Origin of the sequence: Prevotella sp. P6B4 (assembly GCF_000619985.1) — a bacterium.
Lineage (GTDB): Bacteria > Bacteroidota > Bacteroidia > Bacteroidales > Bacteroidaceae > Prevotella.
Window position 1 is genome coordinate 1 of record NZ_JHVE01000011.1, and the last position, 26221, is coordinate 26221.

The 26221-nt window shown below is 48.7% G+C and carries 23 protein-coding genes and 1 pseudogene; 15 read left to right on the plus strand and 9 right to left on the minus strand.

Annotated features, from left to right (window positions below):
• Positions 1 to 733: 733 nt before the first annotated feature.
• Genes T491_RS0108440 through T491_RS0108455 form a run of 4 tightly spaced genes read left to right on the plus strand, consistent with a single transcriptional unit; the run spans position 734 to position 6315 of the window.
• Positions 734 to 2668: a PAS domain-containing sensor histidine kinase gene (locus T491_RS0108440; protein ID WP_028903505.1), complete on the plus strand. Its 1935-nt coding sequence runs from the start codon at positions 734 to 736 to the stop codon at positions 2666 to 2668.
• A 19-nt stretch (positions 2669 to 2687) separates the two neighbouring features.
• On the plus strand, positions 2688 to 4607 hold the full coding sequence (locus T491_RS17030; protein ID WP_051523061.1) for a PAS domain-containing sensor histidine kinase: 1920 nt from the start codon (positions 2688 to 2690) through the stop codon (positions 4605 to 4607).
• A gap of 38 nt (positions 4608 to 4645) precedes the next feature.
• A complete protein-coding gene (locus T491_RS0108450; RefSeq protein ID WP_028903506.1) occupies positions 4646 to 5566 on the plus strand; it encodes a bile acid:sodium symporter family protein in 921 nt (306 codons plus the stop codon).
• A 14-nt stretch (positions 5567 to 5580) separates the two neighbouring features.
• Positions 5581 to 6315 carry a peptidylprolyl isomerase gene (locus tag T491_RS0108455; protein WP_028903507.1) on the plus strand — a complete coding sequence of 245 codons (735 nt, stop codon included), beginning with the start codon at positions 5581 to 5583 and terminating at the stop codon, positions 6313 to 6315.
• A 16-nt stretch (positions 6316 to 6331) separates the two neighbouring features.
• Here T491_RS0108455 and T491_RS0108460 read toward each other — a convergent pair whose 3' ends face one another.
• Positions 6332 to 7228, minus strand: coding sequence for an AraC family transcriptional regulator (locus tag T491_RS0108460; protein ID WP_028903508.1), 897 nt, complete (start codon positions 7226 to 7228; stop codon positions 6332 to 6334).
• A 161-nt stretch (positions 7229 to 7389) separates the two neighbouring features.
• Here T491_RS0108460 and T491_RS0108465 point away from each other — a divergent pair, with 161 nt between their 5' ends.
• From T491_RS0108465 to T491_RS0108480, 4 genes are all read left to right on the plus strand, one after another.
• Positions 7390 to 8412, plus strand: coding sequence for an efflux RND transporter periplasmic adaptor subunit (locus T491_RS0108465; protein ID WP_028903509.1), 1023 nt, complete (start codon positions 7390 to 7392; stop codon positions 8410 to 8412).
• A 28-nt stretch (positions 8413 to 8440) separates the two neighbouring features.
• On the plus strand, positions 8441 to 11518 hold the full coding sequence (locus tag T491_RS0108470; protein WP_028903510.1) for an efflux RND transporter permease subunit: 3078 nt from the start codon (positions 8441 to 8443) through the stop codon (positions 11516 to 11518).
• A 20-nt stretch (positions 11519 to 11538) separates the two neighbouring features.
• The gene (locus T491_RS0108475; protein WP_231480220.1) at positions 11539 to 12945 is read left to right on the plus strand and encodes a TolC family protein; all 1407 of its coding nucleotides are present in this window, start codon (positions 11539 to 11541) and stop codon (positions 12943 to 12945) included.
• A gap of 94 nt (positions 12946 to 13039) precedes the next feature.
• Complete coding sequence (locus tag T491_RS0108480; protein ID WP_051523073.1) at positions 13040 to 15325, plus strand: glycoside hydrolase family 2 TIM barrel-domain containing protein; 2286 nt, start codon at positions 13040 to 13042, stop codon at positions 15323 to 15325.
• Between the two features lie 414 nt (positions 15326 to 15739).
• On the opposite strand, the gene T491_RS0108485 is transcribed toward T491_RS0108480, so the two are convergent.
• The 4 genes and pseudogenes from T491_RS0108485 to T491_RS18070 form a co-directional block, all read right to left on the minus strand.
• A complete protein-coding gene (locus tag T491_RS0108485) occupies positions 15740 to 16078 on the minus strand; it encodes a hypothetical protein (RefSeq protein ID WP_028903513.1) in 339 nt (112 codons plus the stop codon).
• Positions 16075 to 16629, minus strand: coding sequence for a sugar O-acetyltransferase (locus T491_RS0108490; protein ID WP_028903514.1), 555 nt, complete (start codon positions 16627 to 16629; stop codon positions 16075 to 16077). The genes T491_RS0108485 and T491_RS0108490 overlap by 4 nt, the downstream gene beginning before the upstream one ends.
• Positions 16626 to 16736 (minus strand): annotated as a pseudogene (locus T491_RS17650) (nitroimidazole resistance protein NimJ); the annotation flags it as partial. The pseudogene T491_RS17650 and the gene T491_RS0108490, both read right to left, overlap by 4 nt.
• Positions 16737 to 17342 (minus strand): GNAT family N-acetyltransferase, encoded by a 606-nt coding sequence (locus T491_RS18070; RefSeq protein WP_028903515.1) that lies wholly within the window; start codon positions 17340 to 17342, stop codon positions 16737 to 16739.
• Positions 17343 to 17432: 90 nt separating this feature from the next.
• Here T491_RS18070 and T491_RS17395 point away from each other — a divergent pair, with 90 nt between their 5' ends.
• The 6 genes from T491_RS17395 (at position 17433) to T491_RS0108525 (ending at position 21990) form a co-directional block, all read left to right on the plus strand.
• A complete protein-coding gene (locus T491_RS17395; RefSeq protein WP_081773315.1) occupies positions 17433 to 17573 on the plus strand; it encodes a nitroreductase family protein in 141 nt (46 codons plus the stop codon).
• Positions 17574 to 17821: 248 nt separating this feature from the next.
• Entirely contained in the window at positions 17822 to 18400 is a 579-nt protein-coding gene (locus T491_RS0108505; RefSeq protein WP_028903516.1) for a DapH/DapD/GlmU-related protein, read from the plus strand.
• Between the two features lie 10 nt (positions 18401 to 18410).
• The gene (locus T491_RS0108510) at positions 18411 to 19178 is read left to right on the plus strand and encodes a GIY-YIG catalytic domain protein (RefSeq protein WP_028903517.1); all 768 of its coding nucleotides are present in this window, start codon (positions 18411 to 18413) and stop codon (positions 19176 to 19178) included.
• A gap of 25 nt (positions 19179 to 19203) precedes the next feature.
• Positions 19204 to 19905 (plus strand): acyl-[acyl-carrier-protein] thioesterase, encoded by a 702-nt coding sequence (locus T491_RS0108515; RefSeq protein ID WP_028903518.1) that lies wholly within the window; start codon positions 19204 to 19206, stop codon positions 19903 to 19905.
• Positions 19906 to 19908: 3 nt separating this feature from the next.
• Complete coding sequence (locus tag T491_RS0108520) at positions 19909 to 20229, plus strand: SEL1-like repeat protein (protein WP_028903519.1); 321 nt, start codon at positions 19909 to 19911, stop codon at positions 20227 to 20229.
• 15 nt (positions 20230 to 20244) lie between these two features.
• A complete protein-coding gene (locus tag T491_RS0108525) occupies positions 20245 to 21990 on the plus strand; it encodes an alpha-L-fucosidase (RefSeq protein WP_028903520.1) in 1746 nt (581 codons plus the stop codon).
• Here T491_RS0108525 and T491_RS16080 read toward each other — a convergent pair.
• From T491_RS16080 to T491_RS0108540, 3 genes are read right to left on the minus strand one after another with little or no spacing between them, the layout of a single operon-like run.
• On the minus strand, positions 21987 to 22586 hold the full coding sequence (locus tag T491_RS16080) for an N-acetyltransferase (protein WP_051523063.1): 600 nt from the start codon (positions 22584 to 22586) through the stop codon (positions 21987 to 21989). The genes T491_RS0108525 and T491_RS16080 overlap by 4 nt on opposite strands.
• A gap of 6 nt (positions 22587 to 22592) precedes the next feature.
• Positions 22593 to 23375, minus strand: coding sequence for a ZIP family metal transporter (locus T491_RS0108535; protein ID WP_028903521.1), 783 nt, complete (start codon positions 23373 to 23375; stop codon positions 22593 to 22595).
• Between the two features lie 23 nt (positions 23376 to 23398).
• The gene (locus tag T491_RS0108540) at positions 23399 to 24685 is read right to left on the minus strand and encodes a M18 family aminopeptidase (protein WP_028903522.1); all 1287 of its coding nucleotides are present in this window, start codon (positions 24683 to 24685) and stop codon (positions 23399 to 23401) included.
• Between the two features lie 161 nt (positions 24686 to 24846).
• Here T491_RS0108540 and T491_RS0108545 point away from each other — a divergent pair, with 161 nt between their 5' ends.
• Entirely contained in the window at positions 24847 to 25947 is a 1101-nt protein-coding gene (locus T491_RS0108545; protein WP_028903523.1) for a Fic family protein, read from the plus strand.
• A 118-nt stretch (positions 25948 to 26065) separates the two neighbouring features.
• Here the strand turns inward: T491_RS0108545 and T491_RS17660 are convergent, their stop codons facing one another.
• The gene (locus T491_RS17660; RefSeq protein ID WP_155950080.1) at positions 26066 to 26167 is read right to left on the minus strand and encodes a smalltalk protein; all 102 of its coding nucleotides are present in this window, start codon (positions 26165 to 26167) and stop codon (positions 26066 to 26068) included.
• Between the last annotated feature and the right edge of the window lie 54 nt (positions 26168 to 26221).

The window sequence follows — 26221 nt, forward strand, 5'->3', positions numbered from 1 at the left end:
CATGTGTAGATACTTGCTTACACGATGCCTGTCGATACCCAAATTACGAGAAATTTGGCTATAACTTTGGCCCTTTGAAAATAATTCCTTAATTTTGTACCACATTATTAGTTTCTTTGTGGAACCGATAGTGCTGGGAGTATTCATTCTACACTTTGTTTTATTTGTCAACTACAAAGATAGTGAATACTTCCTTTTTTTGCGCTACCTAATCCCGATTTTATTACTTACCATAGTTGGTTATTTAACTTTGCCAATTTCTGGTGGTTTTAAATTACGAAAATTTGGCGGTACAAAGTTACGTATTACAAAATCGGAATCTATAGATTTAACATTCGTTCACAAATACAAGTGCTTTAAATCCCACAAATTATCACCATTAACCATAAAAATAACCATCTGCCCCCTCAAAGTGCTATCCCAAATCCCAGTATCCCAGTTATTCAGGGGCGGGGGGAGGAACTAGAAAATCGCTGCGATCTTGCGAATTTTTTCCAAGCGCGACATGAATGATTTGTCCTGCTTCATCTTCTGCATGTTCTGTTTTTATCTGTCATACAACGATGTTTGTTTGTTCTGCTGCAAAAATAGACAAAAATACTCCAAACATCCAAATGTTTTGAAAATAGGAAATGCAAATAAAACTTAAAAATGAACTCAACTTGGCAATATGTGCAGAAATTGAGCTATATTTGCAGTAAATGTAAGACTAAAAACTGCTATTACATAGCTAATGAGTGAAGAAATTGGCAATATGAAACAGAAGGCCCGTCTGGCTCTTATCATGAAAACCAGTAAGCTGCGTCTGTGGTTTTACGATACTGCGTCGCGTCATCTTTGTTACCTGTCGGAAGCAGGTAACTATGAGCGTGAATATAACCCTGCCGATTTTGCGCTGTTTTTCCATCGTGACGACGTGGATCATATGCGTGATGTGGTCTTCGCCATTTGTGAAGGCAAGATGGATACGGGCAAGGTGAGTGCACGCAGTAGGGCGGATAAGGAATCGGACTGCAGACATTACGAGATATCTTTCTCGGTGATGAGCCGAGGCGACGACGGACTGCCTACCTCGTTGATGGCTATTCAGCACGATGTGACTGAGGAGTATCTGCGACAGCAGAAAATCAATGAGTTGCTGGCGCGTTACCACACAATATTCAACTCGTCGCTGCTCGATATGCTGTACTACGACAAGAACGGCGTGCTGACCGACCTGAACGAGCGTGCTTGTAAGTCTTTTAACGTGAAAAGCCGTGAGCAGGTGCTCGATGGCAGCTTCCTCCTGAAGAACAACCCCTTCTACAGTCAGATACCGCTGAATGAGATGACGAATACGCTGACAGGCAGTATTATTGATTTTCGCGACTTCGGTCTGCCAGAATACCGTTTGGAGGAGTTCGGACTGACAGGTAAGATGTATTATGAATCGACCATCAACCCCATCCGCAACGACGAGGGGGAGCTGGAGGGTGTCTATATGTCGGGACACGACATCTCGGAGATGGTGAACTCATACCATCGCCTGCAGAACGGTCTGAAGCAACTCCAGCAGGGTACCGACAGTATCAAGCAGTATATCGCCAACATCGACTATGCCCTGAGCGTGAGCGGTGTGCAACTGGTGAACTATTATCCTCACTCTTATACGTTCGAACTCATTAACCGTGAGTCGAAAAAGAGGCTATGTATGTCGCAGTTGCGCTGTATCCGTCTGGCTACACCACGTTTCCGCAGAACGGTAAACAGTGTGCTGAACAGGATGGACCACCTGACTACACGCGGCATTGTGCAGGCCATTGAGATTGAGATACGCGACAAGAAGGGCCGACAGATATGGCTGCTCTTCAATATGGTGCCTATGCTGAATGAAAAGGGAGAGGTGGAGCGTTACTTCGGCACGTATCGTGACATTACCGATGTGGTGGAGACGGAGCAGCGATTGGTTGTTGAGACGAAGAAGGCGCAGGAGACTGAGGTGGTGAAGCAGGCCTTCCTGACAAATATGAGCTATGAGATACGTACACCGCTGAATAACATTATCGGCTATGCAGGACTCTTTACCGGCGATCATGACGAGAGCGATGAGCCTTTCTTCATCGACCAGATTAAGACTAGTACCAACGAGTTGCTACTGGTGGTGAACGATATCCTTTACATCTCGCGACTGGAAGCTAATATGGAGGAATATAAGAAGGAACCTGTAGATTTCGCCTTTGCCTTCGAGGGGTATTGCAAGAATGCTCTGGCAAGCATCAAACCTGGTGTGCAGCCTGTCATTGTGCAGCCCTACAACAAGTTGGTGGTGGACATCGACGGCAGTCATCTCGCGATGGTCATCCAGCGCCTGTGCTATTTCTCCTGCGTCATGACTGAGCACGGCTCGATTACTGTCAGCTACGAGTATCATCGTGGCGAACTGACCATCCGCATCGAAGATACAGGCTTTGGATTTACCGAAGAGGTAGCGCCCCACATCTTCGATCACAACTTCGCACGTAGTGCGAGTGGCAAGTTGATTGGCTCTGGCCTCGACCTGCCTATCGCTCAGTTGCTGACCAAGCAGATGGGTGGTACTATCGAGATACAGTCCGACTATGGTAAGGGCACGAGTGGATGGGTGTCGATACCTTGCACAGCCTCAGAGATTGATAAGAAAAGGGTATAGGAACAAAGTAATTTAAGGTATGAAGATGAATATCATGTTTGACGAGCAGCAGGTCATGATGATGGCGCTTACTATCAGCGGCAACCACGTGATGTGTCTTGACTTGAAGGACAATATTGTGTACGACCTGCATGGTAAGGCGATGTTCGGCAATAATGTGGGTATAGAGGAATGTTATACTTATATCCATCCTGACGACCGTGACAAGTTCCGTACCTTCATAGAACGCCTGAGCAACGGCACCGATAAGGTGGCCGATTGTCATTATCGCTGGGACTACAACTATACAGGAAAAGGTAAGCCTGACTGGCACGATATGTATGGTCGTGCTATTGCCGAATATGAAGACGGAAAGCCTGTGAACATCATTGCCACGCTGACGGATGAAACGGAGGTGAAGCAGAAGGAACGCGAGGTGGAGCAGCTGTCGGAGCGATACAAATCGATCTTCGAGAATTCCATCATCGGCATGTCGTTCTATTCGCCCGAAGGCTGGCTTATCGATGCCAACCGGATCATGCGTAAAATCTGTCATTTCGATAGCGATACGAGCGATGAGTTCTTCTCGAAGGTGAACCTCTTTGATATGATGCCTTTCAACGAGGTGCTGGATCGTGTGCATCCAGAAGACTATTGGGCCTGCTCGTTGAGTATCGTTCCTGAGCGCAATATGCGTGTTTTTCTGGAAATAAGTGTTCACCCCATCTATGATGAGAACGATAAACTGATGTATATCTCCGTGACGGCCAACGACGTGACTGAGGAACGTAACATGTATCTCAACGTGATGGAGAACGATGCCAGAATGAAGAAGATGAACGAGGCCATCAAGAACTACGAGGCCGAGTTGCGCTATATGCTCGAGGCATCGAAGATGCAGACGTGGCGCATCAGTCTGGAGCGTGATACCCTGGAGTTCTATAATGGTCTGAACACTGTGGCGCGTTCGTTCAACCTGCGACAGATGCAGAAGATATTCGTGGATCAGGAGCATGAGTTTGTCAAGGCCCTGTCGAACCCCTCGGAGGTCCTGAAGAAACCATTGGTATATGTAGGTCAGATGTATCCTGTAGTGACGCAGAGCTCCACTGAGAATCAGTGGGTGCAGATTAACTGTATCCCGGAATTCGACGAGCATGGAAAGCTGTTGGGAGCATTCGGCGTGTGGCGAAACATCAACGATCTGATGCGCAAGCAGGATCAGTTGCGTAGCGAGACGAATCGTGCCAGAGAGTCTGGACAGATGAAGACGCTGTTCCTGGCGAATATGACGCACGAGATACGTACTCCTATCAATGCGATTGTGGGATTTACAGAAATATTGTCGTCGCTGACAGGGGAGGAGGAGAAAAAGGAAGTCATCCAGATTGTCAAGAATAACTGCGACATGCTGCTGCGATTGATCAACGATATACTGACAGCCTCTTCGCTGGAGTCGGGACAGATGGATATCAAGCCTGTTGAGGTGGATTTCTCCAAGGCGTTTAATGAGTTGTTTGAGTCGTTGCACCCCAGAGTGCAGGAGCCTGGTGTGGAGTTCGTTAAGGATAATCCTTATGCCGCACTTCCTATCAAGGTCGATGTCGACCGTGTGTCGCAGGTCATCACCAACTTTGTGACCAATGCCGTGAAATATACCCATCAGGGGCATATCAAGTTGGGCTACCGTACGGAGACCAGAACCGTCGGGGGCAAACAGCTTGAGGGTTTGTATGTGTACTGTGAGGATACGGGTGATGGTATTGCACCAGAGTCTCAGCCCAGGATATTTGATCGTTTCTTCAAAGTCGATGATTTTGTGCAGGGTACAGGTCTCGGTCTTTCTATCTGTAAGGCCTTCACAGATGCCTGTCACGGCGATATCGGCGTGATTTCTGAAGGAAAGGGAAAAGGCTCTGTGTTCTGGATGTGGATTCCGCTTTCAGCCTCTTCGCAGTAATTGAAAAATAATATGTAATGGAAATACAGTCAGGAGAACTGAGAAAAATATGTGATTTTATAGCCCGATGGATGGGAGTGATGGTGCTGCTTGTGGCAGCAGTGGCGCTGATGGCACCAGTTTCGCTCTCATGGATCGGCACGTGGGTCATTAATCCTATGTTGGGTGTCATCATGTTTGGAATGGGATTGACACTTACTATGCAGGATTTTAAGGTAGTGTTGAGTCGCCCCAGGGATATACTCATCGGCTGTTTGACACAGTTCACGGTGATGCCTCTGCTGGCTCTCGCACTTACGTGGGCTTTCTCGCTGCCCGAGGAGTTGGCTATCGGTGTCATTCTGGTAGGCTGTTGCCCTGGTGGCACAGCATCCAATGTCATTACCTTTCTGGCAAAAGGCGACTTGGCGCTCTCTGTAGGCATGACTGCTGCCTCAACGCTGCTGGCACCCCTGTTGACGCCGCTTCTGGTTTGGGTGATGGCAGGAACGATGGTCGATGTGGATACACTGGGCATGCTTATGAGTATCGTCTATGTAGTCATTGCTCCCATCGTGTGTGGACTGCTTTGCCAGCGTTTCCTTCCTGATCTGACCAGACGTGTGAAACCTTATCTGCCTGCGTTTTCGTCGATAGTGATAGCGCTGCTGGTGGGTATTATCGTATCGCATAATGCCGACCGTCTGCTGGTGGCTGGACTGCTGGTGATGGCGGTGGTGATGATTCATAATCTCCTGGGGCTTTGCATCGGCTTCCTGACTGGTCGTCTGCTGCATCTGGCGAAACCCAAGTGTGTGGCGCTCAGCGTCGAGGTGGGTATGCAGAACTCCGGACTTGCATCATCATTGGCAGTATTGCATTTCGCAGCCTATCCTTTAGCCACCATCCCTGGCGCCGTGTTCAGCGTATGGCATAACATCAGTGGTGCCTTGGTTGCCAAATTGTATTCATCAAAGTAATTATAAGATAGTTAATGACAAAAGTAAAGATTCAGACCTCGCTGGGCGACATCGTGGTTCGCCTGTACGACGAGACTCCCATCCATCGCGACAATTTCATGAAGTTGGCGAAGGATGGTTATTATGATGGTACTTTGTTCCATCGTGTGATTAAGAACTTTATGATTCAGGGTGGTGATCCTGATTCCAAAGGCGCACCTGCAGGCAAGATGCTGGGCGTTGGTGGTCCTGACTACACCCTCGAAGCAGAGATAAAGGATGGCTTATTGCATAAGCGTGGGGCATTGGCTGCAGCACGTCAGGGCGACGAGGTGAATCCGGAGCGCCGTAGTAGCGGTTCGCAGTTCTATATTGTCTGGGGCGATGTGTACAACGAGGGCCAGCTCCGTCAGTTCGCCAAGCAGCTGAGAATGCAGAAAGTGCAGGATGTCTTTAATGCGCTGGCTGCCGAGCATCGTGCAGAGATTATGCAGATGCGCCGTGACAGGAATCGTGAAGGACTTCAGGAACTGCAGGACAAACTGGTTGCAGAAGCAGAAAGCAAAGTAGGGAAGTCGGGGTTGACTGATGAACAGATGAAAATCTACTCTACTGTTGGCGGCACGCCCCATCTTGACGGGCAATATACCGTATTTGGCGAGGTAGAGGAAGGTCTCGATGTGGTTGAAATGATTCAAAGTGCAGCTACAGGACGTGCCGACAGACCTGTAGATGATATTGAAATGAGAATGTCGGTTATTGAACAATAGTTTATCAAGGACTGCTTCAGCTATTCCTGAACATGATAGGAGTCATGCCGAAGTGGTCCTTGACATATTTGCCGAAGAACGATGGGTTGGGGAATCCCAACTGGTCGCAAATCTGCTTGATGCTGAGATCGGTCTGCTTGAGGTAATAGCGTATGTCCTCTAATACCTGTTCCGTAATCCAGTCGTTGGCTGTTTTTCCAGAATTCTTTTTGCAGATAGCGGTGAGGTATTTGGGTGAGATGCAGAGCTCGTTGGCATAGGCCTCTACCGTGCGACGTTTTACGTCGGTAGATTGTAGCAAGTCGAGAAATCGCTGGAAGTGACTTTTCCCAGTTGATAATTGATTATCGGCAATTGATAATTGGTTATCGGCTGATAGCATCCACTTCATGGCACCGCAAAGACCGAGGATGGCCGAACGGAGCAAGGCCTGGATGATTTCAGTGTGATACGGATTCTCCTTGCCTCGTTCGATGGCCAATATTATCATGTCGTAGAAGTGGGTGTAGAAGAGTATCTCATCCTCGTCCATCGTTACGATATGCTGGCGATGGATATACATCATGTCGTTCCAAACGCTGATTTTCTCGTTCAGAAAACTGCGTAGGATACGATTGGTAAGAAACAAGCCTTTCAAATCGAAGTCGGGACTGATCATCACATCGGTCACCGTCACGTTCTGCGGTATGATGCCCACCTGGTTCCTATGCAGCTCCATCTGCCTGCCGTTCATCTGCGCCTGTGCTTTGCCGCTGGTGCAGATAACAATGGCATTCATGGCCACATGAGCAGCGTTTAATTGTGTGAATTGCTGAATACCGTCAACAATGACTATCTCGTTGTCCGAATAGCCAATCTGTATGTCCTCATTGTTAGCCAATGACTGAAAGGTAATTTCTTCTTGCTGTTTCATGTGGCAAAAATAGTCATTATTTCGCATAGTTGGTGTTTTATTTAGCGTTTTTTATGTTCTATTTGGACGTTGAAGGCTGATTTGATAATAAATGTAGTGAAATAGAACATAGATAATGGTTGATTTTGCACTATCTTTGCCCCCAAATTTTACATGTTGTTATGAAGAAGAGTATTTTGATGCTGCTTTCGGTGATTGTGGTAAGCAGCTGCACAAGTAAGAAGGAGCAGAGTGCAAAGGCTCCTACGAGAGTGATGACAGAAGTGGTGTCGACAGCCCGAAGTCTGGGCGGTCAGACATACGTGGGTATGGTAGAAGAGCGCGAGGCTACCGCTGTTAGTTTTACAGGCATGGGCGTTATCAAGCGTATGCTGGTGAACGAAGGCCAGTCGGTAGCTAAGGGGCAGTTGATAGCCGAGATGGACGATACGCAGGCGCGTAACCTATTAAATGGTGCTGAGGCACAGATGACGCAGGCCAACGATGCCTTGGAGCGTTACAAGATGCTGCACGACAACGGATCGCTGCCCGAGGTGCAGTGGGTTGAGATACAGAGCAAGGTGGCTCAGGCCAAGTCGCAATTAGAGGTGGCACGTAAGAACCTCGCCGATTGCCGACTGGTGGCTCCTGTGAGTGGTATCGTAGGCAAGCGCTTGGTTGGTGCTGGCGAGACGGCATTGCCTTCGCAGGCGGTAGTCAGCATTCTCGACATATCGTCCGTAAAGGTTAAGGTAGCCATCCCCGAGGCCGAAATCAGTGGCATTGGTGCCAACACCTCTTCTAAGATTAAGGTCGAGGCTGTGAATGGCAGTTTTACTGGTGGCCGCATAGAGAAAGGTGTGCAGGCCGATGCGCTTACGCATACCTATGATATCCGTATTCTGGTGGCTAATGGCGAACGTAAGCTGCTGCCAGGTATGGTGGCTTCGGTTTCTTTTGGAAGTGAGAAGAGCGAAGTGCAGAGCGAGAAGCTTTCGGTACCTGTAACGGCTGTGCAGCGCAAGGCCGACGGCACGCTGTTCGTATGGACGGTAGCTGGCGATAGTACGGCTCATCGCACGACGGTAACTACTGGTGAGACAGCTGGCAATCGCATCGTGGTGACTACTGGCATCAGCGATGGTAATCGTGTGGTGACCGAGGGCTATCAGAAACTGAGTGAAAACACCAAGGTGGTGTACTAATGGTAAATGGTAAATTGTTAAATTGTAAATGAAGAACGTGAACTGGCTCCGATGGCCTTTGGAGCATTACTCGATATCATTGCTCATCGTGGGTATCCTGTTTGTGATGGGCATCTACGGCATGTACATCATGCCGAAGGACGAATTCCCCCATGCCACCATCCGTCAAGGGGTGGTTGTGGCTGTGTATCCTGGTGCCACCAGCGAGGAGGTTGAACAGCAGGTAGCCCGTCCGCTGGAACGCTATCTGTTTACTTATGGCGAGGTGAACCGTGTTAAAACCACCACGCAGAGTCAGAATGGCATGTGTATCGTGATGGTGAAACTGAACGATGATGTGAACAACAAGGACGAGGTGTGGAGCAAAATCAAACACGGATTGAACGGCTTTAAGGCACAGCTGCCCAGTGGTGTGCTGGCCATCGTGGTGAACGATGACTTTGGTAACACTTCGGCACTGCTCATCGCCATTGAGAGCGACCAGCGCAGCTACCGCGAACTGAAACAGTACAGCGACGACCTGAGCGATCGTCTGCGCCGTATCCCCTCGGTAGCCAACGTGAAACTGTTTGGCGAACAGAAAGAGCAGATATCGCTCTATATCGATCGCCAGCGCCTGCAGGCCTATGGCATTGGTCAGCAGATGCTCTTCTCACGCTTACAGGCCCAAGGCATCACCACCATGAGCGGCGCTATCAGCGACGACGACCAGCAGATACCTATTCACGTTGAGGTTCAGGAGAATAGCGAGGAGGAGATTGCCAACCAGATTATCTTCAGCGACCCGGCAACGGGCAAGGTGGCGCGTGTTCGCGATGTGGCGCGTGTGGTGCGCGAGTACGAACCCATGTCGAGTCGTATCGAACAGGACGGCCATCCTTGCGTGCTGCTGTCGATGGAGATGACGCCTGGCAATAATGTGGTGCAGTATGGCGAGCAGGTTGATAAAGTACTGAAGGAGTTCAGTCAGAACGAACTGCCTGAGGATGTAAAGGTGACTCGTATTGCTGATAAACCCAAAGTGGTAGCTATGAGTGTGAGCGATTTCCTACGCGACCTGCTCATCTCTATGGCTATCATTATCCTGGTCATGATGGTGCTGTTCCCCTTGCGTTCGGCCGTTGTGTCGGCTATCACCATCCCGCTGAGTACCTTCGTCAGTGTGGCTATCATGTATATGATGGGCATCGAGCTCAACATCGTAACGCTGGCTGCACTCATTGTGGTATTGGGAATGATTGTCGATAACTCGATTGTGGTCATCGATGGCTATCTGGAGTACTTGGGTAAAGGCTTTAAACCTCACGATGCTGCCATCGAGTCGGCACGTCAGTACTTTATGCCCATGCTGCTGGCCACTATCTGTATCTGCGCCATTTTCTATCCGTTCCTGATAACGATGAAGGGCATGTTCCACGACTGTCTGGAGGACTTCCCCGTTACCATCACCATCAACCTCATGGTGTCGCTGGTGCTGGCTGTGACGGTGATTCCGTTCTTAGAGACACGTATTATCAAACCGGATAAAGTGAGCGTTAATGGGAATGCGATAACTAATTGGGTTCAAAGCACTTATAATAAGGTTCTTGATTTTACTTTCGCCCATCCGTGGTTGACGATTTGGGGTGGTATTGGTGTGATTCTGCTCTCTACGTTGATAGCTCCCACGCTGAAGATTCGTCTGTTCCCATACGCCGATCGCGATCAGTTTGCCGTAGAGATATTCCTGCCCGAAGGCAATGGTTTGGCCGAGACTGAGGTTATAGCCGATTCAGTACAACATGTGCTTGAAAAGGATGAACGCATCACGAGTATCACAGGTTTCATCGGCTGCTCGTCACCACGATTCATGGATGCCTATGCTCCCCAGATGGCTGGTAATAACTATGCCCAGTTCATTGTCAATACCAAGAGTGATAAGGCTACGCTCGCCCTCTTGGCGCAATATCAGCCACAGCTGAGCGAGGCGTTCCCCAATGCCTACGTCAAGTTCAAGCGTCTGGACTATCTGGAGGTGAACGAACTGGAGTATCGCTTCTATGGCGACAATCTCGACTCGTTGCATGTGGTAGCAGAACGACTGATGGAACGCATGCGAAAGATGCCTGAACTGGAGTGGGTACATACCGACTATCTGCAGCCGTACCCCATCATCAACGTCGAACTCGATCCCGTAACTTCGGCGCAGTTGGGCATCACCCGTACTACCGCCCAGTTGGCATTGAGTGCCACTTCAAGCGACTTGCGTGTGGGGCAGATCTGGGAGGGCAACTACGAACTGCCTATCATCGTAAAAGACGATACCGATATGACCTTCTCGGATGTGGCTAACCTGGGCATCGCTTCGCCGGCTTCGCTGGTGTCGGGCGGCCTGCATAGCTCCAATTCCACAGTACCTCTGCGCCAAATAGCCAAGGTACAGCCCAAGTGGAGCGAGAGTCGCATCATGCATCGTGGTGGCGAGCGTTGTATCACCGTTACTGCCCAGTTTGCGCAGGGGGTGTTTACGGCATCTGTAGAGAAGGAGATTGCCCGTATTATGAACGAGGATATTAAGCTGCCACAGGGCGTCCGTGCCGAGGTGGGTGGCGAGATAGAATATGGCGACGAGGCTATGCCGCAGATCTATGGTGGCATCATCATTGCGATGGTCATCGTGTTTTTCTTCCTGTTGTTCAACTTCAAGAAGTACGGCATCACCACCGTTTGTATGGCAGCCTTGGGACTGATGACGCCTGGCGCGCTGATTGGGCTTGGACTGATGGACCGTGCTTTGGGACTGACCTCCATCTTCGGACTTATCACGCTGATGGGAATGATTATGCGTAATGAGATTCTTATCTTCGAGCATGCCAACGACCTGGTTAAGAAAGGTGTGCCTGTTAAGCAGGCGGCCTACGATGCTGGTAAGCGTCGCATGGTGCCTATCTTCCTCACCACGGCAACCACTGCCGTTGGTGTGGTGCCGATGATTATCGCCCAGAGTTCGTTCTGGATGCCCGTGGGTGTCACCATCTTTGCGGGTGGCATCGGCTCGCTCATCATGGTAGTCACCATGTTGCCGGTAGTTTATTGGAAGGTAAGTTTGAAAAAGGAAAAAAAGTAAAAGACTAAAAAGGTAAAAATATGAGACAGATGATTAAAATAGAAGCAAGGTGCAAATGTAAGGTATTAGGTGTTTTACTTTTTAACCTTTTTACCTTTTTGCCTTTATCTGCTCAGCGTGTATTCACGCTGCAGCAGATAAAGGATTCTGCTCTGCAAAACAACTTTGCCGTGCGCAGTGCCCGCTACGGAGTTGAGGCTGCCAAGCAGCAGCGTAAGGAAGCGTTTACCAAGTATTTCCCCAGCGTGAGTGGCACAGGCCTGTGGTTTAATGCCAATAAGGGTATGGCGCAAACCACCATGAATCCCTCTGAATTCATTCCGTCTTCATTAGCCACCTCGTTGGCTGCATCTTTGCCTGCTGAAGCACTCGCAGCCTTGGGCAATCCCGTCAGTATCTCGATGATGAAAAATGGTACCATCGGCTCGCTGATGGCTGTACAGCCGGTATTTGCTGGCGGACAGATTATCAATGGCAACAAACTTGCCAAGGTGGGCGAGGATGTCAGCCGTTTGCAGTTACAGCTCTCGGAGAACGAGGTTGAGAAGACTGCCGAACAGTATTTCTGGCAGTTGGTCTCGCTACAGGAGAAGATGAAGACTGTTGAGGCTGTCGATACCCTGTTGCGCGATATCTATAAAGATGTGGATGTAGCTGTGCGTGCTGGTGTGGCTATGCGCAACGATCTGCTGCAGGTACAGTTGCGCCAGAACGATATCCAGAGCCAGCGCCTGAAGTTGCAGAATGGCATCTCTATCGTGCGTCTGCTGTTGTCGCAATACTGCGGGCTTCGCGACACGTCGTTCACCATTTCCTTCCAAACAGGCTTGTCTGAAAAAGTTCAAAGTTCCGCTCGGTCGAAGGACGCTTGCTACCAACGGGACGCAAGAATGTTCAATGTTCAATGTTTGCAGGAGTATCAACTCCTGCAAAAGCAGGTCGAGGCTGCCAATCTGCAGAAGAAACTGGCTGTAGGTCAGAATCTGCCGACCGTTGCTGTGGGTGCTGGCTACAACTACCATAATCTGTTGGAAAACAACCACTCATTCGGGATGGTGTTCGCCACCGTTAGTGTGCCCATCAGCGATTGGTGGGGCGGCTCGCATGCCGTCAAGCGCAAGAAGATAGAGCACCAGAAAGCCGTTGAGCAACTGGAGGATCATACTCAACTGCTCATGATCCGTATGCAGAACGCGTGGAATGGGGTAGAGGAGAGCTTTCAGCAGCTGCTGTTGGCGGAACGTAGCATCGAACAAGCCACCGAGAATCTGCGACTGAACCGCAATTACTATCGTGCCGGCACCTCGAAGATGAGCGACCTGCTTGAAGCCCAGCTGCTCTACCAGCAGTCGCTTGACAAGCATACTGATGCCTTCGCCGACTACCAGAATAAGCTTCTGGAATACAGGCAGGCTACTGGTCAGTAAAGAATTTTGGGTACATTTTTCTCTTATATGTCGTTTTTATCAATTAAAAAACGTATCTTTGTGCCCAAAATTAGTAACAATGACCATAAAATATATGAAAAGGAACATTTTTCTTGCCTTGGGGCTTTGGCTCATGGCTTTTGGTGCTTCGGCACAAACACAGCGCCAGCTGTTCGATAATGGATGGAAGTTTACCCACGAGGGTAAGACCATCAGTGTAGATTTGCCCCACGATTGGGCTATATCGTATGCTTCTGATCCCACTGCCGAAGCAACCAATGGTACCGATGGCGGTTGGTATCCAGGTGGTAAGGGCGAGTATCGCAAGATGTTTGCCACCCCCAAGGGCGAGACGGTAGAACTGCACTTTGAGGGTGTGTATCAGAAGGCCGAGGTGTTTATCAACGGACACAAGGCTGCGATTGAGCGAGAGCAGAGCGATGATCACATCAGCTCAGCCGAGTGTGAGCAGGCTCGACCGAAGGTCAAAGCTGGTCAGCATGCCTATGGCTACACGCCATTCACCGTCGATATTACACCTTACTTGCACAAAGACAAGCGCCAGAATGAGGTGCTGGTAAAGGTTGATAACTCAGAGCTGCCCAACTGTCGTTGGTACACTGGCTCGGGCATCTATCGCCACGTGTGGCTGGTGACAAAAGGAAAGCAGTACATCGACGGAGAGAGCCTATGCGTTACAACGCCCGATATCCATACCGTAAACATCAAGGCCGAGGTGGTCATGAAAGATGGTTCGCGTAAACCTGTTTCGAAGACGCTGCATGTAGAGAACCCTCACCTGTGGTCGCCTGATGATCCTTACTTATATCATACTACTATCGAGGCCGAGGGCGATGTGCTGCCCGTTACATATGGCATCCGTACCATTGAGTATTCTGCCGAAAAGGGTTTTGTGCTCAATGGCAAGCCTCTGCTCCTCAATGGTGCCTGCGTGCATCACGACGATGGTGTGCTGGGTGCTATGGCCTTCGATGCTGCAGAGATACGAAAGGTGCGCCAGATGAAGGATGCTGGATTTAATCTCATCCGTACTTCGCACAATCCTACCACGCGGGCCTTCTTAGATGCCTGCGATTCTATTGGTATGCTGGTCATTGGCGAGGCTTTCGATGGCTGGCGCACAGCCAAGAAACCCTACGACTATTCTACGCTGATTGATTCTTGCTATCAGGAGGATATCCGTGCGATGGTAGTGCGCGACCGCAACCATCCCAGCATCATTTGTTGGAGCATCGGCAACGAGGTAATAGAGCGCAAGGATATCCGCGTGATACATACTGCAAAACTGTTGAAGCAGGCTATACTGAAATACGATTCTACACGTCCAGTAACTGAGGCTTTGTGTGCTTGGGACAGTGATTGGGAAATATACGATCCACACTTCGATGTACTCGATATCGGTGGTTATAATTATATGATTCATAAGCATGCCAGCGATCATCAGCGCAATCCCAAACGTGTGATGTGGCAGACCGAGAGCTTTCCGCGCGATGCTTTCAAGAACTGGAAAGTGGTTCGCGACAATCCATACGTTATGGGCGACATGGTATGGACAGGTCTCGACTACCTTGGCGAGTCGGGTATCGGTCGTAACTATTACGATGGCGAGACACCTGGCGAAAGCTGGCGCGAAGGTGGTGTGCCCGAGTGGCATGGAGCCTATTGTGGCGATGTGGATATCACTGGTTGGCGCAAACCCATCAGTCATTATCGCGAGATGTTGTGGAGCGATTCTAAGGATTTGTACATGGCCGTAAAAGAGCCCGATGGCTACCGTGGCAAGATAAACATGACATCCTGGAGCGTATGGCCCACTTGGGAGAGTTGGACATGGCAGGGATGGGAAGGTAAGCCCATCGAGGTCGAAGTTTACACCAAGGCGCCAGAAGTGAAACTGTATCTCAACGATAAACTGATTGGTACTAAGGCAGTGAGCGAGGAAACAGAGTATAAGGCAGTCTTTACAGTGCCTTACGAACCAGGGGCGCTGCGTGCTGAGGCCAGCGGAAAGGAAACTATACTTTGCACCGCCGGCGAGCCAGCCCGCTTGCGACTTACTGCCGATAAGCCTGTACTCAAGGCCGATGGTCAGGATCTTGTTTATATCACTGTCGAGGTGGTTGATGCCCAAGGCCGTGTATGTCCTGATGCCGCTATCCCCTGCGAGGCTATCGTTCAGGGTCAGGGCCGCTTGATGGCCTTCGCCACAGCCGATCTCACAGATCGCGAGCCTAAGACCTCTGCCCGTGTCACTACCTGGAAGGGCCGCGCCCTGCTGGTAGTGCGCAGTACCATCAAGAAAGGTAAAACGAAGGTTACTATTAAGAGCGATCTGCCTACGGCAACGCTGTCGATTTAGTAAATACTTTTAGTATATAGAAGCGTAACTTCTGATGCCCAGAAGTTACGCTTTTGCCATTCAGAAGTTATACTTCTGTTTTGATCAGTCTGAGCTGTTTATTCACACTATTCATTTATTCACATGTACAAGAAGGTTTTTGTAATCTGTTTGTTGAAGAATGAAGAATTATATATATTATATATTATATTATAATATAATATATAATATATATAATTTAATACTAACTACTCTTCCTACAAAGCTTATTTTGACAAATCCTTCCTGTACATGTGAATAAATGAATAACGTGAATAGTTTTTTCTATTGTTGGCCAGATAAGTTCTTAGCCTTGCTAAGCGACAAAGGTCAATGACTTCGATTATTTAGGCATTCAAATCTCATCTTGCGTGCGCCATATGGAATCGTAGTCAGTCATCTTACGATCTTTGCTTTTTGCAGGTTATCGAAGTCATCCCAGAACTCTGCCTGTTCTTCATCGCTGAAGGTGTTCGAAGCCATCTCTTTGAGGATTTCATCCAACAGTTGCATCTTCGTAACCTGCAGGTCTGGAGCCACATCAATCTGGTAAGTAAGAATATCGCCCAACGAGCCGACGTGAACGTTGGTAATAGCGACCTCACCATTTACCAACTTAACCTGAATACGTCTATTGGAACCATACTCAGGCTTCGTCTCACGTAGCTTCTGGTACAACGTTGATTCGCTGTACTGCTCAGAATCTACTGAATTTATGAGTTCACGTAGTGTCATATAGTCTTTACTACTTTGCAGGGGTTGCCTACTGCAATGGAGTTCGAAGGAATATCTTTCGTCACTACACTACCTGCACCTATGGTCACGTTGTCACCAATTGTCACACCAGGCAGGATGGTCACACTGCCACCAATCCATACATTATTGCCAATGGTGACTGGTTCTGCCCACTCTCTACGGCTGTTGCGCTCCACGGGGTCTGTACTATGGCTGGCCGTGTAGATGCTTACATTAGGGCCGATAAAACAGTCATCTCCAATGGTGACACGTGCTTCGTCGAGCACGGTGAAGTTGAAGTTGGCAAAGAACCGCTTGCCCACACTAATCTGCTTGCCATAGTCGCAATAGAAGGGCTGGTTAATCAGAATATTGTCATCAGCGATGTGTCCCAAGAGACCTTTCAGGATCTCCCTTGCCTCCTCCTTCTCCGACGGGCGCAACAGGTTATAGTCATGGATTATCTCCTTAACTTCCGTCAGTTCTTCTATCAGTTGCGGGTCAACAGCGGAATAAATTTCGCCCGCCAACATCTTCTCTTTTTCTGTCATATATTTCTTTGTCTTACCAATTCAATTGCCTCCTTGCCCGTCAAATGCTCGATGTCAAAGCGTATCATTAGCATACGGGCGAAGCCACTCTCTATTTCCTTTTGCAGTTAATCCTTATTTTTATCCCATGTCCAATATTTCCTTAATTCTCCAACAATCTCCTCCCAATCCTGTAGGGTGAACGTTCCTGGCCCTATCATCATAATGGTCATCTCCAAGTCGTCCCAACAGCGATAGACACTAGTATCGCGGAACCCGTTACGGAGATAGAACTCATGGCGGCGCTGCCTTTGCTCCTTGTTGTCACACTCCTGACGAGGTGACTCCATGTCCAGGACACATGACTGTCCCTTATAACGTTCTATCAGTTGATTAAGAATCTTCTGACCAAGACCTTTCCCTCGCAGTTCTTCCTTAACGGCGAAATACCAGTACCAGTTGAGCGGACGGAGCAGCGAAGGCCGTCCGAGCTCGCTCGAGCACGGCTGAGTCGCGACGGACGAAGACGAAGTCAACGAGGGTCTGGGATAGACAATCGTAAAGCCGATAAACTCTTCTCCCTCGTAATAGGCTGTGAAGTCAAGATGCATCTCACCAATTAGTCGCACCAAGTCATCCCAGGGAATCTGTTCTTCCTTGGGGAATGCCGTTTCGTAGAGCTGTTTCAATTGCCCATCGTTAGCATTCTCTGTAGATATCTGTTTCTGAATCAAATCCTAATAATTCTCAAATCTTGGCACAAAGATAGCAATAATTCTTCATTTTTTCGTATCTTTACACCCAGATTTAATATGTTTTGTGAAATGACCCTAGAAGAAGCTATTGAAGCCCGTCACAGTGTAAGGGCATATAAGGAACAGCCGTTGGCAGAGAATGTAGTCAAGGTGCTAGAAGAGAAAATCGCGGTACTGAACCGTGAGGGTAAGTTGCATATACAGCTTTGAGATTGGTGCTGGAGAAGTCAACTTTGATTGGGTATGAATATAGAAGAGGTCAGAGAGTACACGTTGTCACTTCCAGAAGTGACCGAAGACCAGGCGTTTTGTGAGGATATAAATGGACGAAGCAACAGTAAAGGGGTTGATTAAAGAGTCCTACCAACTCATTGCATCGAAACTTCCAAAGGCTATTCGCTCAAAGTATGTGCCTGTATAAGAATGATTTAGATGTGGTAAAATGGAAATAAAGAACAATGACAATACAAGAATTTCGTGATTACATGGCATCGGGCAAACCCGTCGTTGGCGGTGGTGATGTCCACATGATGTTTCATCAGTTGTCGCAGGAGGCACTGAAGATTACGGCTGAGATTAACGGAAAGTATCATACTCCAGAGCAGCTGCACGATTTGCTGGAACAGCTTTGGGGACGTGAAGTGCCCAAGACGGTAGGCATGTTTCCTCCGTTTCATACCGATTGCGGTAAGAATACCATTGTTGGTGAGCGGGTGTTCATCAATATGGGTTGCAAATTCCAGGATCAGGGCGGCATCACCATTGACGAGGGTGCACTCATAGGCCATAATGTCGTGCTGGCAACCATCAACCATGACCTTGACCCAGCCAACCGCCAGAGCATGAGCTATGCACCTATCCACATTGGCAAGAACGTCTGGATTGGAGCCAATGCAACAGTACTTGCAGGTGTGACCATCGGCGATGGAGCCGTAGTAGCTGCTGGTGCTGTGGTGACAAAGGATGTAGAACCGAATACGATTGTTGGCGGTGTTCCAGCCAAGATGATAAAAAAGATAGAGATAAAAGACAGATAAATCGGAATTTATGAGTAAGATAAATGGGTTCAACCAACGGACGATAGAATCTTTGGCATATTATGTTTATGCCTTAATTGATCCGAGAGATAATAGAATCTTCTATATAGGAAAGGGAAAAGGGAACAGAATTTTTCAACATGCGAAAGACGCTTTAGACGATAGCGACCAAAGTCTTAAACTTGATATTATAAGAAGTATTTTAAGGGATGGTAGAGAGGTAGGTCTCTACATTTTACGACACAATCTGACTGAAGAAACTGCATATGTTGTAGAGTCTGTACTTATTGACTTGCTGACATATAGCAAGTTTAACAAGACAAGCATATTGGCAAATATTGCTGCTGGTCATCATCAGTGGGACGAGGGTATTAAAGATGTCGATGAAATAGATTCAATATACAATTGCATGAAAATAGACATAAATCAAAAGGAAACATTGCTTTTAGTTAGTCTAAACAAAAGTTTTGACCAAGCAAAAGCCAATGGAGTATATCGCAGAATTGATATTTATGAGTCGACCCGCAAGTACTGGAAAATCAGCAAGAATTCTCCCCAAGAGATTAAATATGTGCTTGGTGTATACAAAGGGGTTGTCCGAAGCGTAATAGAAGTCTCATCGTGGGAATGGACGGATGTTGCGGAAGATGGTACGAAGTTCAAGTCTGACCGTTGCATCTTTGAAGGTAAGCTACTCAATGATTCCGCATACCTTAACAAAGATGTTTCTGACTATCCTTTTGGCAGTGGAGGAGCCGTAAGGTACATAAGAAGGTAAATACCAATTTAACTGCATAAAAAATATGTACAGTTTAAAATACAAAGTAACAACAAGCACCTGCGACAGCGAAGGACGGCTGAAACTCTATTCAGCTCTCCAGATGATGCAGGACTGCTCAGAGATGTGGATCGACAGTGAGCCGGAGGTCAAGGACTACTTCTTGCAGCAAAATATGGCGCAGCTCTTGGCAACACGACAGGTTGAGATTATCCGTGTGCCTGACTACAAAGAGGAACTGACAGTAACAACCTCTGTCTATGGCATGAAGCCCATGTTCGGATTCCGCAACACGTTCATCTATGATGCACAAGGGAATCCTTGCTACAAGACATGGAGCATGGGAGCATTCGTTGACAAGGTGGCTGGCAAGTTGAAACGTGTGGACGATGCGACCATTCAATCAACGAAGTTGGAGCCACAACTGGAGATGAACTACAAAGACCGCCGAATCATCCTGCCTAAGACGGAAGGTGAAGTGCTGGAGCCGATCAAGGTGCTACGTGCCGACATCGACTACAACAAGCATCTGAACAATGCCAACTATGTCCGCATGGCGATGGAATTGTTGCCAGAGGATTTCGTGGTTCAAGGTCTTCGTGTGGAATATCGCGTAGCAGCCAAGCTTGGCGATTGTCTGACTCCTACTATTTACAAAACAACTGACGGCATCATCGTTTCCCTGTCTATAGGGAGTGAGGTGAGTGCCATCATTGAGTTTACATAAACTATGCCCAAGGAACGAAACAAGGCTGATGGCTATCGTGAGAAGGCTTACGAGGGTGACACCAAGGCGATGAACAACCTTGGGGTCTGCTACGAGCGTGGCACTGGCGTGAAGGTCAGCCTTGAACTGGCTTTCGAGTGGTATATGAGAGCCGCAGCCACTTGGGGAGGTCCTGCTACAGGTATAAATAGGGTAGTAGTAAGTCAAGGGGATAAATCGAGTGCCCCTGTGATTTACGACCTTCAAGGGCGAAGAGTGAAAAATGTTCGTGGTGGATTGTATATTATTGACAAAAAAATAGTATATTTGCAACCAAAAAGTTAAATAGCAGATACGATAATGAATTTACACAGCAAAAAGTTCTTTGCATGGATAGTGGCCTGCCTATTGGTGGCTGATGTGAGTGCCCAGAAGGCAAATTCAAGGTCTATAGTTGGTCCGCTGCCCAATGCCAACCAGTTGCGCTGGCAGGATATGGAGATGTATGCCTTTATCCATTACTCGCTCAATACCTATACCGACCAGGAGTGGGGCTTTGGTAATGAGGACCCAAAGCTATTTAATCCTTCGCAACTCGATTGTCGGCAGTGGGCACGCGTATGTAAACAGGCTGGTATGCGTGGTATTATCTTTACGGCTAAGCACCATTGCGGATTCTGTATGTGGCCGTCAAAGTATACAGAATACAGTGTGAAGAATTCGCCCTGGAAGGATGGAAAGGGTGATGTGGTACGTGAACTGGCTGATGCTTGTCGCGAAGAAGGACTGGAGTTTGCTGTGTATCTGTCGCCCTGGGATCGTAATCATCCTGAGTACGGACGACCTGCTTATGTGGCGTATTTCCGCAACCAACTGCGCGAGTTGCTCACCAACTATGGCGACATCTTCGAGGTGTGGTTCGATGGCGCCAATGGTGGCGATGGCTGGTATGGCGGCGCCAACGAGACACGCAAGATTGACCGTACCACCTATTATGAGTGGCCTGAGACGTATAAGATGATTCGCCAGCTGCAGCCCAAATGTCTGATCTGGAATGACGGCAGCGATCGCGGCGACCTGCGCTGGGTGGGTACCGAGGCGGGTAATGTGGGCGAAACCAACTGGAGTCTGCTGTACCGCGATGGGGATGTGCCTTACCAGATGCTGCACTATGGTGTGGAGGATGGTAATGTGTGGTGCCCAGGCGAGACCAATACCAGCATCCGCCCAGGTTGGTTCTATCACGATGCTGAGAACGAGCATGTAAAGAGTCTGTCGAAGTTGATGGACACCTATTATAAATCGGTAGGTCGCAACTCTACGTTGTTACTCAACTTTCCCATAGCTCCTAATGGCCGTATCCATCCTAACGACAGCCTGCGTGGCATCGCCTTCAAACAGATGATAGATGAGGTGTTTAAAGATAACCTTGCAGACAATGCTAAGACCACGCATCAAGGTGACGCCTATACCATAGACTTTAAGCGTCCTACTGCTTTCAATCGTTTCCTGGCTGAGGAAGACATCGCCAAGGGGCAGCGTGTGCGTAAGTTCTCGCTTGAAGCTTTGGTGGATGGCAAGTGGCAACCATTAAAGGATGAGTTAGTAGATGATGGCGACGGACTTACCACCATCGGTCACCGCCGCATCATCTGTTTCCCTACAGTGAAAGCCACGAAACTGCGCTTCACCATCAATAGCTATAAACAGGAACCTATCATTAAGAAAATTGGTGTTTATCTGGCACCAGAGCTCACCGCCGATATCCCCAATAGTGGCGAGAAGAAATCATCATCGCTCCATATCTTCTTTGGCTCACCCCAACAGATGTTCATCGACTGGGACGCAGAGCAGACCATTTCCACCTTCCGTTACCTGCCGCCGCAGGACACGAAGGATGGTATCGTGACCCATTACACCCTGTGGGGATCGACCGATTGGAACAACTGGCAGAAACTTGCCACTGGCGAGTTCTCAAATATCGTCAATAATCCCATCTGGCAAACCATCAAGTTCCCTTCAACAAAGGTGCGTGTCCTTCGCTTCGAAGCCGATTGCCTGAGCAGTGGTACCCGCATGGGATATAGCGACATAGATGTGTTCTAAGCATCCTTAGCGCATGTATTGGTCATGCCTGCGTTGATGATTAGGTGTTTCATGGGGTGTCCACCCCATAGATTGTCGTCCAGGTGCACGAATCCCACTTTGGTATAGAGTGCCTCGCCATCGGGATTGCCTTTATCAACCAGCAATCCCACTCTGGGCAGATGTAACTGGCGGGCTCGCTCCCTGGTAGCTATCAGTAGCCTCTGGGCTATACCTTGCCGACGATAGGCTGGGAGCACAGCCAGCGAGTCGAGATAGAGTTCGCCAGCTTGTGTTTCATCATCCATACCTGTATGATCCTTACCGATGTACGTTTTGGCAGCCTCGATAAAAGCGCAGCGCAACTCATGCAGGCGGCTGCCATCGTAGCTTACCGATACACCCACCACCAGCTGGCCGTCCATAGCCACAAGCGTGTTCTTGTAACTGTACTGCGAGTCCTCATGTTCCACCAGATAGCACATCATCCGGTAGAAGTCGTCCAAACTGTAGCCATCACCACAGAAATACTGACAACACTCGTCCGTCATTGCCATCATAATCAGACGGGCAATCTCCTTATTCTGTCCCTTTGTCGCGTTCTTAATTTCTATCATCTTTTTTTATCCCATCACCACATCGAGCACCATCATCAGCACAAAACCAATGGCAAAGCCAATGGTGCTGAAGTTGGAGTGCTGACCGCTTGAGGCTTCGGGTATAAGCTCCTCAACTACTACATAGAACATGGCGCCAGCGGCAAAGGCCAGCATATAGGGCATCATGGGCATGATTAGCGATGCCAACAACAATACGGCAATGGCACCGATGGGCTCAACGGCTCCACTCAACGAGCCTATCAGGAACGATCGCCACTTACTGTTGCCTGCTGCACGCATCGGCATTGAGATGATGGCACCTTCGGGCACATTCTGGATGGCGATACCCAATGATACGGCTACCGCACTGGCCAGCGAGATACTGGTGGTGCCACTGTCGGCTCCTGCAAACACCACGCCCACAGCCATGCCTTCAGGCAGGTTGTGTATGGTTACTGCCAGAGCCAGCATCGCCGTTTTCGACAGATGCGAGCGCATACCCTCGGGCTTGTCGGTGCCTATGTGCAGGTGTGGCGTCAGTTCGTCGATGAGCAGCAGGAATCCCATACCCAATAGGAATCCTACAGCTGCAGGCATCACACTCCACTTGCCGCTATCAGCTCCCATCTCCATCGCCGGAATCAGCAGCGACCATACCGATGCTGCTACCATCACGCCCGAAGCAAATCCCAACAACGACTTCTGCAGTCTGTCCGACATGTCGCCCTTCATAAAGAACACAAAAGCCGAGCCGAGCATGGTGCCCAGCAGCGGAATCAGCAATCCTATGATCAATGTTGTAGTCATAACGCCGGCTTTTTGCGATGGATTTATTCGAAGAACTGCGTAAAAGCCTTGAGTGCATAGAGGTGGTCGGCCACGCTGCCTGTTTCGCGGCAACTGTGCATCGCCAGGATGGCATTACCCATATCCACACCACGCAGGGGGATGGATGAGGCCAGGATATTTCCTAATGTGCTGCCGCCAGCCACATCCGAGTGGTTCACAAAGTACTGACAGGGCACGCCCGCCTCGCGACAGATCTCGGCAAACACCGCTGCCGAAACAGCATCGCTGGCATACTTCTGCGACGCATTGAACTTGATGACCGGACCGCCGCCCAGCACAGGATGGTTGGTGGGGTCGTACTTCTCGCTGTAGTTGGGGTGCCAGGCGTGCGCATTATCGGCCGAAACCATAAACGCCCGCTCTATGGCCTGATACCATGCCTCCTCGCTGCCGCTCTGAGCCAGGGCTATGCGCTGCAGCATCATGGCTAAGAACGGACTGGCGGCACCCTGCTTGGTCTGCGAGCCCGTCTCCTCGTTGTCAAAGATAGCCAGCACCTTCGTGGCATCCGTCGTATCGGTATCCACCATCGCCTCCAGTCCGGCAAAGCACATCGAGAGGTCGTCGAGTCGCCCTGACGACAGGAACTCGTCGTGCGCACCAAACGTGCAGGCTGGGGTAGCGTCGGCCAGATAGAGGTCGAAGTCGAGCACCTCCTCGGGCTTGATGCTGAGTTCGCTGCAGATGATGTTCATCAGCAGATTCCCCTTTTCCAGCTCATCGTTGATAATGCCTAAGATAGGCAGCATATCCTTCTGTTTGCTCAGCTTCACGCCGTCGTTCACCTGACGGTTGAAGTGGATGGCGAGATTGCTGATCTGCAGCAGCGGACGTTTTACGTGCAGCAGCAGTGTCTTGGGGTTGAGAGCATTCTCGCCACGCACAATCACACGTCCTGCGATGGTGAGCGGACGGTCGAACCATGTCGACATGATAGGCCCGCCATACACCTCGGTATTCAGTTTCACGATGCCCCCTTCGCACAGCATCTCGGCATGGGGCTTGATGCGGAAGGTAGGCGAGTCGCAGTGGGCGCAGATCATGCGGAAGCCCGCTTCGGCCATTGTTTGTCGTCCGATATGGAAGGCATAGACCGACGAGTCGTTTTTGGTTACATACAGTTTGTCGCCCGCCTTCACTGGGCCTATAGGCTCGCGAGGGTCCAGTTTGCGATAGCCAGCCTTCTCCAGTTCGCTGGCGATATTTCGTGCAGCCAGGAAGTTCACTGGCGAAGCATCCAAGAAATCTAATAATCTTTTTACGCGCATAATCTTAAAGTTTTGCGCAAAGATAGTCAATTCCCCGCAATTATCGCCATCTTTGCCATTGGTTTTAGAATCTTATAACAAAAAAGGAAACCAACATTTCTGCTGAAAACTTTGGTGCTTATAAATATTTTTGCTATCTTTGCATAATAATTAGCAAAGTGATGACAAAAGATAATAAGTATATCGACTTTGATGAGTATATCCGCCAAGGAGAGCCTGGAAAAAAGGAAAAGGCTGAGTATTGGCAGACTGCTATCGGACTTCAAGCTGTTGATGGTTTAAAGACGTCTGATTATCTTAAAGAAACGGCTCGCAAGCATATTGAGGGCGATATAGATATCGATCAGGCACGTGAGTTGATAAAGTCTTATTATCAGTCGAAATCGGTTCGTGAGCCAGATGACAATGAGAAACAGGAGGCAGATAAGGTGTCTGCTAATATCACCAAGATTCTCTCGTCGGAAACATTTGATTTTAGTTCGAATGGCATCATATCGCTGCATCGCAGAATTTTTGAGGGTGTGTTTAATCATGCCGGCAAAGTGCGCGATTATAATATCACCAAGAAAGAGTGGGTGCTTGAGGGCGATACCGTGAACTACCTGAATTGGGAAGACTTGCAGCGTGCATTAGATTACGATCTTGAGCAGGAACGCAAGTTTAGTTATAAAGGCATTTCGCATGATGTGATGATTGCGCATATTGCCAGCTTTGTATCGGGCATTTGGCAGATTCATGCCTTTGGCGAAGGTAATACCCGTACCACGGCTGTGTTTACTATTCTTTATCTGCGACATATTGGCTTTAAGGTAAATAACGAAATGTTTGCCAATCACTCTTGGTACTTCCGTAATGCTTTGGTACGTGCCAATTATAAAAATGCTGTAAAGGGTATCGATTATTCGCCTGTATATCTGGAGCGATTCTTCCGAAATTTGTTGCTTGGCGAACAATGGGATTTGCGTAATCGCTATCTTCATATAAACCCCACCCAGGAATGGAGTGTACAGCCCAACTTGGGACGAATTAATGCTGATGACGGAATAAATGACGGAATAAATGACGGAATAAATCTTTCGGAAAACGAAAGAAAAATTCTGTCTCACATCTCAAAGATACCTGCAGCCACAGCCGTACAAATGGCTGAAATGTTGGGAGTTAAGGCTCGTCAATGTGAACGTATCCTGGCAGCTATGAAGAAAAAGGGGCTTATTGAGCGTGTGGGTGCAAATAAGAATGGCTTCTGGAAAATTTGCAAATAAAACATGGACGATTATAAAATCAAATCAAAGGGGACGGTTCTGTTGATCAATAATGATCGCAGGAACCGTCTCCTTTGATTTAGATTTCCACTATTACTACTTTGTGTCGAGCCGTTTTCTAATACCCCATGCACGAGGTAGCTCCCAGTGCCGTCACGATCGCAGTCGCAATCGATGCAATCAGCTGCACGATAAACTTAATGCTTTCTTTCTTACTCATAACTTTGAACTTTGAACTTTGAACTTTCTTTAAAGTGGGGGGCTTTCGCCCCAA